The organism is Nocardiopsis sediminis, from assembly GCF_042650565.1.
In the GTDB taxonomy this organism is placed as follows: Bacteria; Actinomycetota; Actinomycetes; order Streptosporangiales; family Streptosporangiaceae; genus Nocardiopsis_B; species Nocardiopsis_B sediminis.
In genome coordinates, this window is sequence record NZ_JBHSBH010000004.1 from 398,910 (window position 1) to 411,974 (window position 13,065).

Here is a 13,065-nt window from a genome sequence, read left to right on the forward strand (position 1 = left end):
CTGGTAGGCCTCGTCGTCGAGCATCTCCGGGTAGGCCGGGAAGAAGCCCGCGGCGTCGGCGTAGCCGCGCCCGCCCTCCTTGTCGCCCATGACCTTGAGGAGCTCGAAGGCGAAGTCGGGGTGCTCGGTCGTGGTGAACACCGTCAGCGCCGAGCCGCCGGCGAAGGCCGGGGCGATGCCCTCGGCGCCGGGCAGGGGGGCGGCGGCGATCTGGTCCAAGATCTCCGGGTCCTCGGCCTGCTCCTCCATCGAGGTCAGCGCCCAGTCGCCGTCGATGTACATGCCGACCTCGCCGTTGGCCATGTCGGCCAGCGGGACGAGCTCGTTCTCCCCGACGTAGCTCTGCGGCGAGATCTCCTCCTCCGTGGTCAGGCCGGCGTAGAACTCGATGGCCTCCTGCGTCGCGGGGTCGGTGAGCCGGCCCTCCCACCTGTCGCCGTCCTGCACGGCGATCTCGCCGCCGTTGCTCCACACGAAGCTGGCGATGCCGTTGGTGAAGTCGGTCGGGGCGGCGAAGCCGGGGACGTCCTTCTCCTCTTCGATCGCCTTGGCGACGTCGACCAGCTCCTCCCAGGTCCGCGGCGGCTCCGCGCCGATGTCGCGGAGCCAGTCGGCGCGGTAGTACAGCGTGCGCACGCCGGCGAACCAGGGGACGCCGTACTGGACGCCGTCGTAGGTGCCGTACTCCAGGGCGGCCTGGTCCATGTCGGCGGTGTCGGGCCACGATTCGACCTGCTCGCTGATGTCCAGGAGCGCACCCTGGGCGCCCCAGTTGGCGACCTGGTCGTTGCCGACCTCCAGGACGTCGGGGGCGTCGCCGCCGGCCATCGCGTTGTTGATCGATTCCTGGGCGTCGGGCCAGGGGATGAACTCGACGTCGACGGTTGTTTCCGGGTAGGTCTCCTGGTACCTCTGCTCGACCCCGTCCATGTAGTCGACCAGGGGTTCCTGGGAGGTGCCCATGATCCAGACGGTCAGGGTGGAGGGTGCGTCGGCGGGGTCGGCGGTGCCGTCGCCGGAGTCGCCCCCTCCGCACGCGGCCGTGCCGAGCAGTAGGGCCACCGACGAGGCGGCTGCGATTCTCGGGAATCTCACGTGGTCTCTCCCTTCGCGCGGGGCCGCGCGTACCGTCCCGCGCCGGGGAGGGCGCCCCGCCGTGGGTGCCGGGGTCGGCCGAGAACGCGGTGCGGCGTCGTCGTCGGTGCGGGGATGTGCTGGGATATCACTTACGGGGTCGGTTCGTTCCGTCCGTTGCGCCGGCCACCGGCCGAGTGCCCGGACGCGGGGGTTCACGCGGGGGATGCACAGAGTCGTGCGGCTTCTCGGGGTCTTTTGCGGATCGGCGATAAACTAACAACAAACTTTCCTAATAAATAGAGAGTGGGGTGTCACGGTTATGTCTCGACGTCCGGGGACTCCGCGCCTGCTGCGGCAACTCAACGATCGGGCGGCACTGGAGCTCCTCTTGTCGTCGGGCCCCCTGACGCGGACCCAGCTCGGGAAGGAGACGGGGCTGTCCAAGGTGACCGCCTCCCAGCTCCTCTCACGCCTGGAGGAGCGCAGCCTCGTGGAGGTCGTGGGCAGTCAGGCCGGCGGGCGGGGGCCCAACGCCGCCCTGTACGCCGTGGTGCCCTCCAGCGCCTACGTGGCCGCTCTGGACGTCAGCGCATCGGGGGTCACCGCTGCCATCGCCGACATCACCGGGCGAACGGTCGGAGAGGTCGCCATCGACCCCGCCGCCTCGCCCGACCCGGTCGACGTGGTGCACACGACGGTGACGACGCTCCTGGAACAGGCGCAGGTCCCGGCGGAACGGCTGACCGCATGCGTCATCGGCACCCCGGGCGTCGTCGACCCCCGCACCGGGGACGTCCGCTTCTCCTTCGACCTCCACTCCTGGCACGAGGGCGTGCTCGACGCCCTGCGCACCGACCTGCGCCGCTCCGTGGTGATCGAGAACGACGTCAACCTGGCGGCCCTCGCCGAACAGGCCGAAGGGGTCGCGGCGGACATCCCCGACTTCGTCCTCATCTGGCTCAGCAGCGGCGGCGGCGTCGGCATGGCGATCATGCTCCACGGCCGCATCCACAGCGGGCGCTCCGGCGGGGCGGGGGAGATCGGCTACCTGCCGGTGCCCGGAGCCCCGCTGCCCGACGACGTCGGGCTGCCCGGCGGCTACCAGTCGCTGCGCACGGCCTACGGCAAGCCCTCCCTCGCCCACGGCTTCCAGGCCCTGGTGGGCGCGCAGGAGATCACGGCCCTGGGAACGTCCCACGGCATCCCGGGCGAGAGCATCACCGACATGCTCGCCGCCGCCGGCGACGGCAGACCCGAGGGCGAGGCGTTCCTCGACCAGTTCGCGGAGCGCATCGCCCGCGGTGTCGCGTCGGTCTGCGTGGTGCTGGACCCCGGCCTCGTGGTCCTCGGCGGCGACGTCGCCCAGGCCGCCGGCGCCGGCCTGGCCGCCCGCGTCGCCCGCCACGCCGCCCGCATAGGCCCCAACGCCCCCGAGGTCGCGGTCGGCGGTGTCGCCGGCAGCCCCGTCCTGCGGGGAGCCCTGCTCTCGGCCCTCCGCAACGCGCGGGAGGAGATCTTCGCCAACACCGTGGAATGACGAACGGGCCGTAGTCGCAGCGGGGGATCAGCGCCCCCCGCTCAGCCTGCGGGGAGCCGGGCGAACGGGGGAGGCCGCGAAGCTCAAACGGTGGCCAGACCGCGACGCATGGCGATGCGCGGAGCGACGAGGATCCCGGCCCGTTCCTCCGCCCGCCACTGGGCGCGCAGCTCCGGCCCCCATTCCGACTCGGGCAGCGGGCGGAACCCGCGCGCCGCGTACCAGGGGCCGTTCCAGGCGAGGTCGCGGAAGGTCGTCAGCGTCATGGCCGGACTGCCCTGGGAGCGTGCCAGGCCGCACGCCGCCTCCAGCAGCGCCGACCCGATGCCCCGGCGGCCGTGGGCCGGGTGCACCGCGAGCTGCTCCAGGTGCGCCGCCCCGTCCAGCTCGATCAGCGCCGCCAGCCCCACCACCGGCCGCCCCGCCACCAGCACCGCCGATGCGTGCGCCAGCATGTCGCGGGGGTCATCCGGCGGCAGCACCACCCCGGCGTCGGCGAACACCGTATCGGCCGCGAGACTCGCCGCCACGGCCGCGGGCAGGTCGTCCTCCTCCAGTGGGCGGACCTCAACGGAAGTGTCCGGATCGTTCATTTCGTCCTTTCCGGGAACCGGGAGTCGGGCATACCGTCCGCCCATGATCGTCCATGTTCCCGTCCTGCTACCGGCCCGGCCTTCCTCCGATAGCGGCTCAGGTGCGCAGGCGCAGGCCCTTGGGGGTCGGGTGGAAGCCCGCGGCCACCAGGGCGGCGTCCAGCGGGGTGTCGAAGACCGGGGCGCCGTCGGCTCGTTCGATGGTCAGGGAGTCCACGCGCCCCTCTCGCACGGCCGCCGCCAGGACCGTGGCGGCGCGTGCCAAGGTCCCGGGCGGGGAGCCGAAGGTCAGCGCCGACTTACCGCCCCGCTCCAGGTACAGCACCAGGGCGCCCGCATCGAGCACCACCAGGGCGCCCGCCTTGCGACCCGGCCGGCCGGTGCCGCCCGCTGAAACGGGCCAGGGCAGCGCCGCGCCATAGACGTTGGCCGGGTCGGCGGCCGCCAGCACCAGCGGGGCCTCCGCCGCACCGTCGACCGATCCGCCTTCCGCGCCCGGAGGCATGGCCGGCCGGTCCCCGTCGGCGTCGGCGGCGAAGGACCGCAGGCGGTCCACCGCGCCCGCCAGGGAGAACTGGGCGGCGCCCAGCCCCTCGACGAAGTAGCCGCGCCGCGCCTTGCCCGCCTCCTCGAACCCGCGCAGGACCCGGTAAACGGCGCTGAAGCCGCCGCCGGGCCCGCCCGAGCGGGTGCGCCGGTCCTGCTCGGCGGTCACCGGCCCGCGGGTCACCACCCCGTAGCGGTCGAGCAGCGCCGACGCGTCCGCGTGCCCGCGCCGGGTCGGGTCCGGATCGCGTTCGGGCAGCCTCCACCACCGGCCCGCCACCGTTGGCGGGCCCGTGCGTGTGGGGAGCGCCGGCCGCCGCGACCGGCTGCGGTGCGCCGTGCCCCCCGACGACAGCAGCGCGCGCAGCGGCCCCAGCGTGTCGTTGCCGATCCAGCCCGCCCACGCCAGCTCCCACACCGCCGACACCAGGCCCGCGTCGGAGAACGCCGCGGCGCCCTCCTCCCGCATGACCCGGTCGGCGATGTCCCGGAAGAACAGCGCACCGCCGCGCTCCAGAGCGGCGAGCACCGCCTCGTGGCGCGGCGCGAGATCCAGCGTGCCCCGCTCCGGCAGCAGCACTCCGGCCATGTCGGCCGGGACGAGGCACACCCAGCCGTCGGTGGTGCCCAGCGGCCCGGCCCCCGCCCACAGCACCTCCCCGGACAGCGTCAGCTCGTCCAGCAGCGCCGGTGTGTAACCCTCGACCCGCGCGGGCAGCACCAGCGACTCCAGCGCCGACGCCGGGACCGGGGCGCCGCGCAGCGATTCCACGGCCCGGGCGACCGCATCGGGCCCCCGCAGCCGGCCCGGCCGCCCGGCCCCCGGTGCGGGCGGCGCGACGTGCTGCCAGGCGGGCACGAACCGCGCCAGCGCCCGCTGCGGGACGGGCTCGACCTCGCGGCGCAACCGCGCCACCGACCTGCGGCGCAACCGGCGCAGCACCTCGGAGTCGCACCACTCCGTGCCCCGGCCGCCCGGCCGGAACCCGCCCTCCACGACCCGGTCGGCCTCCGCCAGGCCCCGCAGCGCCCCGAGCACAACGGCCCGGCCCACCCCGAACCGGGCGGCGACCTCCTCGGCCCGGAACGGCCCGTGCGTGCGCGCATACCGCGACACCAGGTCGCCCACGGGGTCGGCGACCGGCGCGGTGAACGCCTCGGCGGTACTCGCGAACGCGCCTCCCGAAGGGGCGGCGCCCGCGAGGGCGCCCTCCGGCCCGGCGGTATCGCTATAGGCGCGGCCCTCTCCGGTGGTTCCCGCGGACGTGCCGCCCGGCCCCATGGGTGCCGCGGACGCGCCGCCGGGTGCGGGGGCGGCTCCGGTCAGCCACTCCGGCAGTTCGGTGCCCAGGGCGTCGCGTAGCCGGCCGGCGTCCTCGACCGCCGCCCATCGCCGGTCCCCGGCGATCACCACCGGGATCGCGCGGCGTTCCGATGCGAGTGCGCGCAGCCATGCCGGGTGCACCCCGCGCTCCCGCGCCTCGCCGGTGCTCAGCGGTCCCAGCTCCCGCAGCAGGTCGGCGGTCCCTTCCACGGCGCGCCGCACCGCGTCCGCGTCGCCGGCAGCGTCCGGGCCCTCGTCGCCCTCTGGGGCGCCGGGCGGGGGCGGCGGCAGGCCCGCGCGGGTGGACACCCAGCGCTCCGGCGCCAGGCGCTGCGCCCACGCCTCGGACTCGGCCACCACATCGGGGTCGAGCAGCTCGCGCAGGTCGGCCTGGCCCAGCAGATCGGCGAGCAGGGCGGAGTCCAGGGTCAGCGCCTGCGCCTTCAGCTCGGCCAGCGGGGCGTCGCCCTCGTAGAGGAACGCCGCCGTGTAGCCGATCAGCAGCGACTGCGCGAAGGGCGAGGCCCGCTGCGTCTCGACCTCCACCACCCGCACCCGCCGGGCGGCGATGTCGGACATCAGCGCGGTCAGCCCGGGGACGTCGAAGACGTCCTGCACGCACTCGCGCACCGCCTCCAGCACGATCGGGAACGACCCGAACCGGCCCGCCACCGACAGCAGCTGCGCCGAGCGCTGGCGCTGCTGCCACAGCGGCATCCGCCGCCCCGGCGTGCGGCGCGGCAGCAGCAGCGCACGCGCCGCGCACTCCCGGAACCGCGCCGCGAACAGGGCCGACCCGCCGATCTGGGCGGTCACCGCGGACTCCACGTCCTGCGGGTCCAGGACCAGCGACTCCGCGAGCGCCCCCGACCGCGGCGCCCGCTCCATCTCCTGCACGTCCGGCAGCCGCACCACGATCCCGTCGTCGCCGTGCACCACCTGCGCGTCCAGCCCGTAGCGCTCGCGCAGCCGCGCCCCCAGGACCAGCGCCCAGGGCGCCAGCACCCGGGCGCCCAGCGGGGAGTGCACGACCGCCCGCCAGTCGCCCAGCTCGTCGCGGAACCGCTCCACCACGATCGTCCGGTCGTCGGGGACGTACCCGGTGGCCTCCCGCTGCTCGGCCACGTAGCCGACGAGGTTGGCCGACGCCCAGGCGTCGAGTCCGGCCCCCTCGGCGCGGGCGAGCGCCGCGGGCTCGTCGAGCCCGGTGAGCTCGCGGGACAGCGCGCCGATGGCGCGGCCCAGCTCTAACGGCCGGCCCACCGTGTCGGCCTTCCAGAACGGGAGCCGGCCCGGCCGCCCGGGAGCGGGGGAGACCAGCACCCGGTCGGCGGTGATGTTCTCGATCCGCCAGGCGCTCGCCCCGAGCACGAACACGTCGCCGACGCGGGACTCGTAGACCATCTCCTCGTCCAGCTCGCCCACCCGGGTGGGCGCCGCCCGCCGTGTGCCCTCAGGCGCGGCCCCGGCGCCCGCCAGGTGCACGACGTAGGTCCCCCGGTCGGGGATCGTGCCCCCGCTGGTCACCGCCAGGCGCTGCGCCCCCGGCCGGCCCCGCAGAGTCCCGCCGCCCGCACCCTCGCGGTCCCACACCACACGGGGCCGCAGCTCGGCGAACTCGTCGGAGGGGTAGCGCCCCGACAGCATGTCCAGCACCCCCGCGAGGGCGGAGTCGGGCAGCGTCGCGAACGGGGCCGCCCGCCGCACCAGGGCGGCCAGATCGGCCACGCCCCAGTCGTCCATGGCCGCCATGGCCACGACCTGCTGCGCCAGCACGTCCAGCGGGTTGCGCGGCATCCGCAGCTCCTCGATCGCCCCGGCGCGCATGCGCTCGGCGACCACGGTGCCGGCCAGCAGGTCACCGCGGAACTTGGGGAAGAACACGCCGCGCGAGACCTCGCCCACGTGGTGCCCGGCCCGGCCGACCCGCTGGAGGCCGCTCGCCACCGAGGGCGGCGACTCCACCTGCACCACGAGGTCCACCGCGCCCATGTCGATCCCCAGCTCCAGGCTGGAGGTCGCCACCACGCACGGCAGCCGGCCCTCCTTCAGGTCCGCCTCGATCAGCGCGCGCTCCTCCTTGGACACCGAGCCGTGGTGCGCCCGCGCGACCGGAGCGGCGCCGTCGCCGGTCCACGCCTGCCCGGCCTGCCCCATGACCTCGGCCGCGACGGCATCGGGCCGCGCCGGGGCCGCGCGCTCGGCGGCCAGCTCGTTCAGCCGGGCGCACAGCCGCTCGGCGACCCGCCGCGAATTGGTGAACACGATGCTCGACCGGTGCCGCTCCACCAGGTCGAGCACCTTCTCCTCGACGTGCGGCCAGATCGACGTGCGCGCCTTGGACGCGCGGTCGTCGGTGCGGCCGGGGGCCACCGCCGCCTCCAGCTCCGTCATGTCCTCGACCGGGACGGAGATGCGCACCTCCAGGTGCGGCCGGGCGGGGGGCGCCACCACCGTGGCCGGGCGCGGCCCGCCGAGGAACGACGCCACCTCCTCGGGCGGCCGCACCGTCGCCGACAGGCCGATGCGCTGAGCCGGCCGGTCCAGGAGGGCGTCGAGCCGCTCCAGGGTCAGCGCCAGGTGCGCGCCGCGCTTGGTCCCGGCCAGCGCGTGCACCTCGTCCACGATGACCGTCTCGACCCCGGCCAGGCCGTTGCGAGCCTGCGAGGTCAGCACCAGGAACAGCGATTCGGGGGTGGTGATGAGGATGTCGGGCGGCCGGGTGGCCAGCGATCGGCGCTCGTCGGCGGGGGTGTCGCCCGTGCGCACGCCCACCGACACCTGGGGCGGCTCCAGCCCGCTGTCCTCGGCGGCCCGGCGGATGCCCGACAGGGGCGCCCGCAGGTTGCGCTCGATGTCGGCGGCCAGCGCCTTCAGCGGCGAGACGTAGAGCACGCGGCAGCGCCGCGCCCGGTCCTGCGGAGCGGCGGGCGCCGACGACAGCCGGTCCAGCGCCCAGAGGAACGCCGAGAGCGTCTTTCCCGACCCCGTGGGCGCCACGACCAGGGTGTTGTCGCCCTCGGCGATCGCCGCCCAGGCCGCGGCCTGGGCCGGCGTTGCCCCGCCGGGGAACGCGCCGCCGAACCAGGCCCGCGTGGCACCGGAGAAGCGGGCCGTCGCGTCCGCGGAGGCATCGTCGGTGGTCATGCCCCCAGTCTGCACCGCCGGGCCGACGGTTTCCGGGTGGCGGTCCGGGGACGTGCGGGAACGGGGCGCCCTGAAGTGACACCGCCGCTCAGGGCCCCGATACTTGAGGCGATGAAACTCTCCGAGATGTGGAACCGCATGTACGACCAGTTCGGCGAGGGCTACGCCGAGAGCCTGGCGCGCGACTACGTGATCGACGCGCTGGGGTCGCGGACGGTGGAGCAGGCCCTCGCCGACGGCGTCAGCGCGAAGGAGGTATGGCGGGCGGTCTGCGACACGTTCGACATCCCCGCTGCATCGCGCTGATACCCGCGGCCGCGTACCATCCGCGTGCGGTCCCGCCCGGTTCGCCCCGGTCCGACCCGCCGACGCCTCGCAGGCTGAGTGGGAAAAAGCGAACGGGACTTCGAATCATCGAACAGAAGTTCGGGTAGGGTAGCGCTGTACCGGAGCCAGGACGCGGCCCGGGGCACCCGGCGCGAACGCCTCCACCGGCGCGGCCGCCGGGCCCGCCGCCGCCCGTCGGTCCGGCGCCGTCCACAGGCCGGGCGGTGCCGTCGCCGAATGTCCCCGCGACCGCGTAGCGTCGCTCCCGAGATGAAGAAGAAGACACCGACCCAACAGGGGTTCCCCGTGGCAGCTGCTGACCGAGACAAGGCTCTCGAAACCGCGCTCGCTCAGATCGAGCGCCAGTTCGGCAAGGGCTCCGTCATGCGCCTCGGCGATGACGACCGCCCGCCGATCGAGTCCATCCCCACCGGCGCGATCGCCCTGGACGTCGCGCTCGGCATCGGCGGGATCCCCCGCGGCCGGATCGTGGAGATCTACGGCCCCGAATCCTCGGGTAAGACCACCGTGGCCCTGCACGCGGTGGCCAGCGCCCAGCGCCTCGGCGGCATCGCGGCGTTCATCGACGCCGAGCACGCGCTCGACCCCGAATACGCCAAGAAGATCGGCGTCAACACCGACGACCTCCTGCTCTCCCAGCCCGACACCGGCGAGCAGGCGCTCGAGATCGCCGACATGCTGATCCGCTCCGGCGCGGTCTCCATCCTGGTGATCGACTCCGTGGCCGCCCTGGTCCCGCGCGCCGAGATCGAGGGCGAAATGGGCGACAGCCACGTCGGCCTCCAGGCCCGCCTGATGTCCCAGGCCCTCCGCAAGATCGCCGGCGCACTGCACCAAACCGGGACAACCGCGATATTCATCAACCAACTTCGCGAAAAGGTCGGAGTCATGTTCGGGTCGCCCGAAACGACCACCGGCGGCAAGGCGCTGAAGTTCTACGCCTCGGTGCGGCTGGACGTCCGGCGGATCGAGACCCTGAAGGACGGCACCGACGCCGTCGGCAACCGGACCCGGGTGAAGGTCGTCAAGAACAAGGTCGCGCCGCCGTTCAAGCAGGCGGAGTTCGACATCCTCTACGGGGTCGGGGTCTCGCGCGAGGGCGGGCTGATCGACCTCGGGGTCGAGCACGGCACGGTGCGCAAGTCCGGTGCCTGGTACACCTACGAGGGCACCCAGCTGGGCCAGGGCAAGGAGAACGCGCGCAACTTCCTGCGCGAGAACGTCGACATGGCCAACGAGATCGAGAAGAAGATCAAGGAGAAGCTGGGCATCCCCATGCAGGGCGACGACAGCGCCGGCTCCGGTCCGGTCGCCGGCGCCAAGGACACGGCCAAGGACGCCCCGGCGGCCAAGGCGCCCGCCGCCGCAGCGGCGGCCGCTGCGCCCGCCAAGCGCACGGCCAAGGCCAAGGCGGCGGCCCCGGCCACGGATGCCTGAGCCGCGGGACCGCCGCGGCCCGTCCCACCGTCCGCCGACTCCTCCGGCCGGTCCACCCCGGCCGGAGGAGGGTCCGGCCCACCTGCCCTGGTCGGACGGGGAGGCTTCGGGCCGCGCCCACCGGCCCGAGGGGGAGGCTTCGGGCCGCCCGTCCCGGTCGGCCAGGGGAGAAGCCGCTGCCCGGGCGTCGCGGCGTGACGGAGCTCTGACCACGGAGGACCCCGAGGCCAAGGCCCGCGGTATCTGCCTGAACATGCTCACCGCGGCGCCGCGTACCCGCGCCCAGCTCGCCCGCGCCCTGGAGCGGCGTGGTATCGATCCAGAGGTCGCCGACTCCGTCCTGGGCCGCTTCAGCGAGGCAGGGCTGATCGACGACGCCGCCTTCGCGGGCGCCTGGGTCGACTCCCGGCACGCCGGCCGGGGGCTGGGCCGCCGCGCCCTGGCCGCCGAGCTGCGCAGCCGCGGCGTCGACGACGACATCGTGCGCGACGCCGTCGACGACATCACCCCCGGCCAGGAGGAGGACACCGCCCGCCGCCTGGCCCGCCGCAAGCTCGACTCCACCCGCGGCCACGCCCCCGAGGTCCGCGTCCGCCGGGCGCTGGGCATGCTCGCCCGCAAGGGCTACGCCGCGGGCCTGGCCTACCGCGTGGTGCGCGAGGAGTTGGAGGCCGAGGGCGCCGAACTCGACCTCCCCGACCCTGGGCTCGATTAGCCGGCGAGCGGGGCCCAGGGCGCCGATCGCGACCATCGGCCGGGCCCACGGCACCGGCCTCGTCCCCGACCTCGGCCCCGATCTACCGGGCCGGGCGGACCGAGGACCCGTCAGGCGCCCGGCGCCCGGAGGCGCGATGCGGCTCAGGCGCGATGCCGCTCAGGCGGGATCGGGCGACGGCGCGCCGGCGGGGTGGCCGTCCAGCGGCGGCAATGGCTCGGCCACGAGGTCGGGCTCCGGCTCGGGCTCGCGGAACTCCGTCACCAGCTCGATGCCGGGCACGCCCGGGGCGGTGAACCCGAACACCTCACCGTAGAACGCCAGCTCCGCCTCCAGCGCGCGTTCCCGTGATTCCGCCGCCCGCAGCCCGTGGCCCTCGTCCGCGAACTCCAGGTAGGCGTGGCGGATGCCGCGCTCACCCAGCGCCCGGGCGAAGGCGTGCGCCTGGGCGGGCGGGACCACCGTGTCCAGCGCCCCCTGGATCAGCAGCACCGGCACCCCCACCTCGTCGGCCCGGTTGACCGGCGAGCGCTCGCGGTAGGCGGCGGCGTAGCCGGGCAGCGGGCCGACCAGGGAGTCCAGGAACCGCGACTCGAAGTCGTGGGTCTCCTTGGCCAGCCGCAGCAGGTCGGTGACGCCGAACAGCGAGGTGCCGCAGGCGAAGGTGTCGCCGGTGAGCGCCAGCAGCGTGGTCAGCCCGCCGGCGCTGCCGCCCCGGACGGCGAGCCGCGCGGGGTCGGCCAGGCCGTCGTCGACCAGGGAGCGCGCCGCCGCCGTGGCGTCTTCGACGTCGACCACCCCCCACTGCTGGTGCAGCCGCTCCCGGTAGGTGCGGCCGAACCCGATCGACCCGCCGTGGTTGACGTCGATGATCCCGATGCCGCGGCTGGTGAAGTACGCCTTGGCGAGGTCGGCCTCGGTCGTGGCGCGGGCGATGGGGCCGCCGTGGACCCACACAACGTAGGGGGCGGGCCCATCGCCGGTGGCCCGGGGGCTGGTGGGCGGGTAGACCGTGGCGTGGACCTCGGCGCCGTAGCGCCCGCTCAGCGTGACCGCCCGGGGCTGCGGCAGGTAGGCGGCCTCGGGCAGGTCGTCGCGCGAGCGCCGCAGCGTCTCGGTGGCGCCGGTGCCGGGGTCGAGCCGGACGAGGCTCTGCGGGGTCGCGGGGCCGGCCGCCAGGCCGACCACGGTGCCGCCGTCGGAGGCGAGGGTCTCCCAGGTGGTCAGCGGGGTGTCGAACGCGGTCAGTTCCGCGGTCGCCGGGTCGTAGACGCCGGGGCGCAGGTCGGCGCCGCCGTGCAGCGCCACGATCCGGCCGTCGGCCAGCCGCCGGTAGGGCGCCCAGCCCAGCAGGAACCCGCCGGCGAACTCCTCCTCGGCCGGGTAGAGCGCGATCGCCTGCCCGGTGAGGCCGATCTCGTAGAGGTTCCACCACCCGGGCCAGTCGGAGACGAAGTACAGGTGGGTGTCGTCGCGCCAGGAGGGGTAGAGCACGGACTCCCCGACCCCGCCCTTGAGGGTGTACACCCCGCTGAGCGCTCCGCCGTCGAAGGCGCCGACGCGCAGCTCGGTGCCGTCCCAGGGCATGCGGGGGTGGTTCCAGGCGACCCAGGCCAGGTGCGCGCCGTCGGGGGACAGGACGGGGGAGGCGTAGAAATCGGCGCCGGTCACGAGTTCGGTCACGGCGCCGGGGTCGTCGGCGGCGTGGCCGGAGAGCGGCACGGACACGATGGCGCGGGTGGGGCGGCCGTCGTCGCCGTGGGCCTCGCGGACGCAGATGACGTGGTCGGCACCGGGGCCGAGGACCATGTCGGCGTAGCGCAGGCCGCCGCGCCGGGTGGGGACCGGGGTAAGCGGGACGGGCTCCTTGGTGTCCCGGTCCAGCAGGTACAGGCGCTGGTCGGTCTGGTCGGCGAAGACGATGCCGTGGCCGGCGGGAAATGCGCCGTCGCGGCGGGGGACCGGCAGGTAGGACCGCCCGCCGTATTCGTGCACGCGCGTGCGGGCGCTCCAAGGCGCGGCCAGCAGTTCGGTCAGGGTGCCGTCGGCGCCGCGCCGCATGACGGTGGTGCGGCCGTCCTCCTCGGGGCGGGACTCCTCCCACCAGATCTCCTCGCCCACGACAGAGGGGAACCCCAGCCGTCGTTCACCTCGGGCGACGTCGCTTGCAGCGATCGGCGATGGCCAGGCGCCGTACGGGGCCGTCACGCGGTCGGTCATATCGAAACTTTGCAGTTCGTGGGGCGAATGGACTGACATGTCGACTTTAGTGGTCGAGAGCGGGTCAGCGGCAGTCCCGTGACCTGACGCGCACGGCCGACTCCGGCCCGCGGGGAGGGCC

The 13,065-nt window shown here is 74.9% G+C and carries 8 protein-coding genes; 4 read left to right on the forward strand and 4 right to left on the reverse strand.

Features of this window, described 5'->3' with window-relative positions:
* The coding region (locus ACFOVU_RS05895) for an extracellular solute-binding protein (protein ID WP_378530543.1) at positions 1–1,095 on the reverse strand (1,095 nt) is incomplete at its 3' end.
* 301 nt (positions 1,096–1,396) lie between these two features.
* On the opposite strand from ACFOVU_RS05895, the gene ACFOVU_RS05900 reads away from it, so the two are divergent.
* The gene (locus ACFOVU_RS05900; protein WP_378530545.1) at positions 1,397–2,614 is read left to right on the forward strand and encodes an ROK family transcriptional regulator; all 1,218 of its coding nucleotides are present in this window, start codon (positions 1,397–1,399) and stop codon (positions 2,612–2,614) included.
* Between the two features lie 83 nt (positions 2,615–2,697).
* Here the strand turns inward: ACFOVU_RS05900 and ACFOVU_RS05905 are convergent, their stop codons facing one another.
* Positions 2,698–3,207 carry a GNAT family N-acetyltransferase gene (locus tag ACFOVU_RS05905; protein ID WP_378530547.1) on the reverse strand — a complete coding sequence of 170 codons (510 nt, stop codon included), beginning with the start codon at positions 3,205–3,207 and terminating at the stop codon, positions 2,698–2,700.
* 97 nt (positions 3,208–3,304) lie between these two features.
* Positions 3,305–8,224 carry a DEAD/DEAH box helicase gene (locus ACFOVU_RS05910; protein WP_378530549.1) on the reverse strand — a complete coding sequence of 1,640 codons (4,920 nt, stop codon included), beginning with the start codon at positions 8,222–8,224 and terminating at the stop codon, positions 3,305–3,307.
* A gap of 111 nt (positions 8,225–8,335) precedes the next feature.
* Between ACFOVU_RS05910 and ACFOVU_RS05915 the strand changes: the two genes are divergently transcribed.
* From ACFOVU_RS05915 to ACFOVU_RS05925, 3 genes are all read left to right on the forward strand, one after another.
* A complete protein-coding gene (locus ACFOVU_RS05915) occupies positions 8,336–8,530 on the forward strand; it encodes a DUF3046 domain-containing protein (RefSeq protein WP_378530551.1) in 195 nt (64 codons plus the stop codon).
* 327 nt (positions 8,531–8,857) lie between these two features.
* The gene (recA, locus tag ACFOVU_RS05920; protein ID WP_378530553.1) at positions 8,858–10,009 is read left to right on the forward strand and encodes a recombinase RecA; all 1,152 of its coding nucleotides are present in this window, start codon (positions 8,858–8,860) and stop codon (positions 10,007–10,009) included.
* A complete protein-coding gene (locus ACFOVU_RS05925) occupies positions 10,002–10,724 on the forward strand; it encodes a regulatory protein RecX (RefSeq protein WP_378530555.1) in 723 nt (240 codons plus the stop codon). Before recA ends, ACFOVU_RS05925 begins: the two co-directional genes overlap by 8 nt.
* Positions 10,725–10,883: 159 nt before the next feature.
* Here the strand turns inward: ACFOVU_RS05925 and ACFOVU_RS05930 are convergent, their stop codons facing one another.
* Complete coding sequence (locus ACFOVU_RS05930) at positions 10,884–12,944, reverse strand: S9 family peptidase (RefSeq protein WP_378530557.1); 2,061 nt, start codon at positions 12,942–12,944, stop codon at positions 10,884–10,886.
* Between the last annotated feature and the right edge of the window lie 121 nt (positions 12,945–13,065).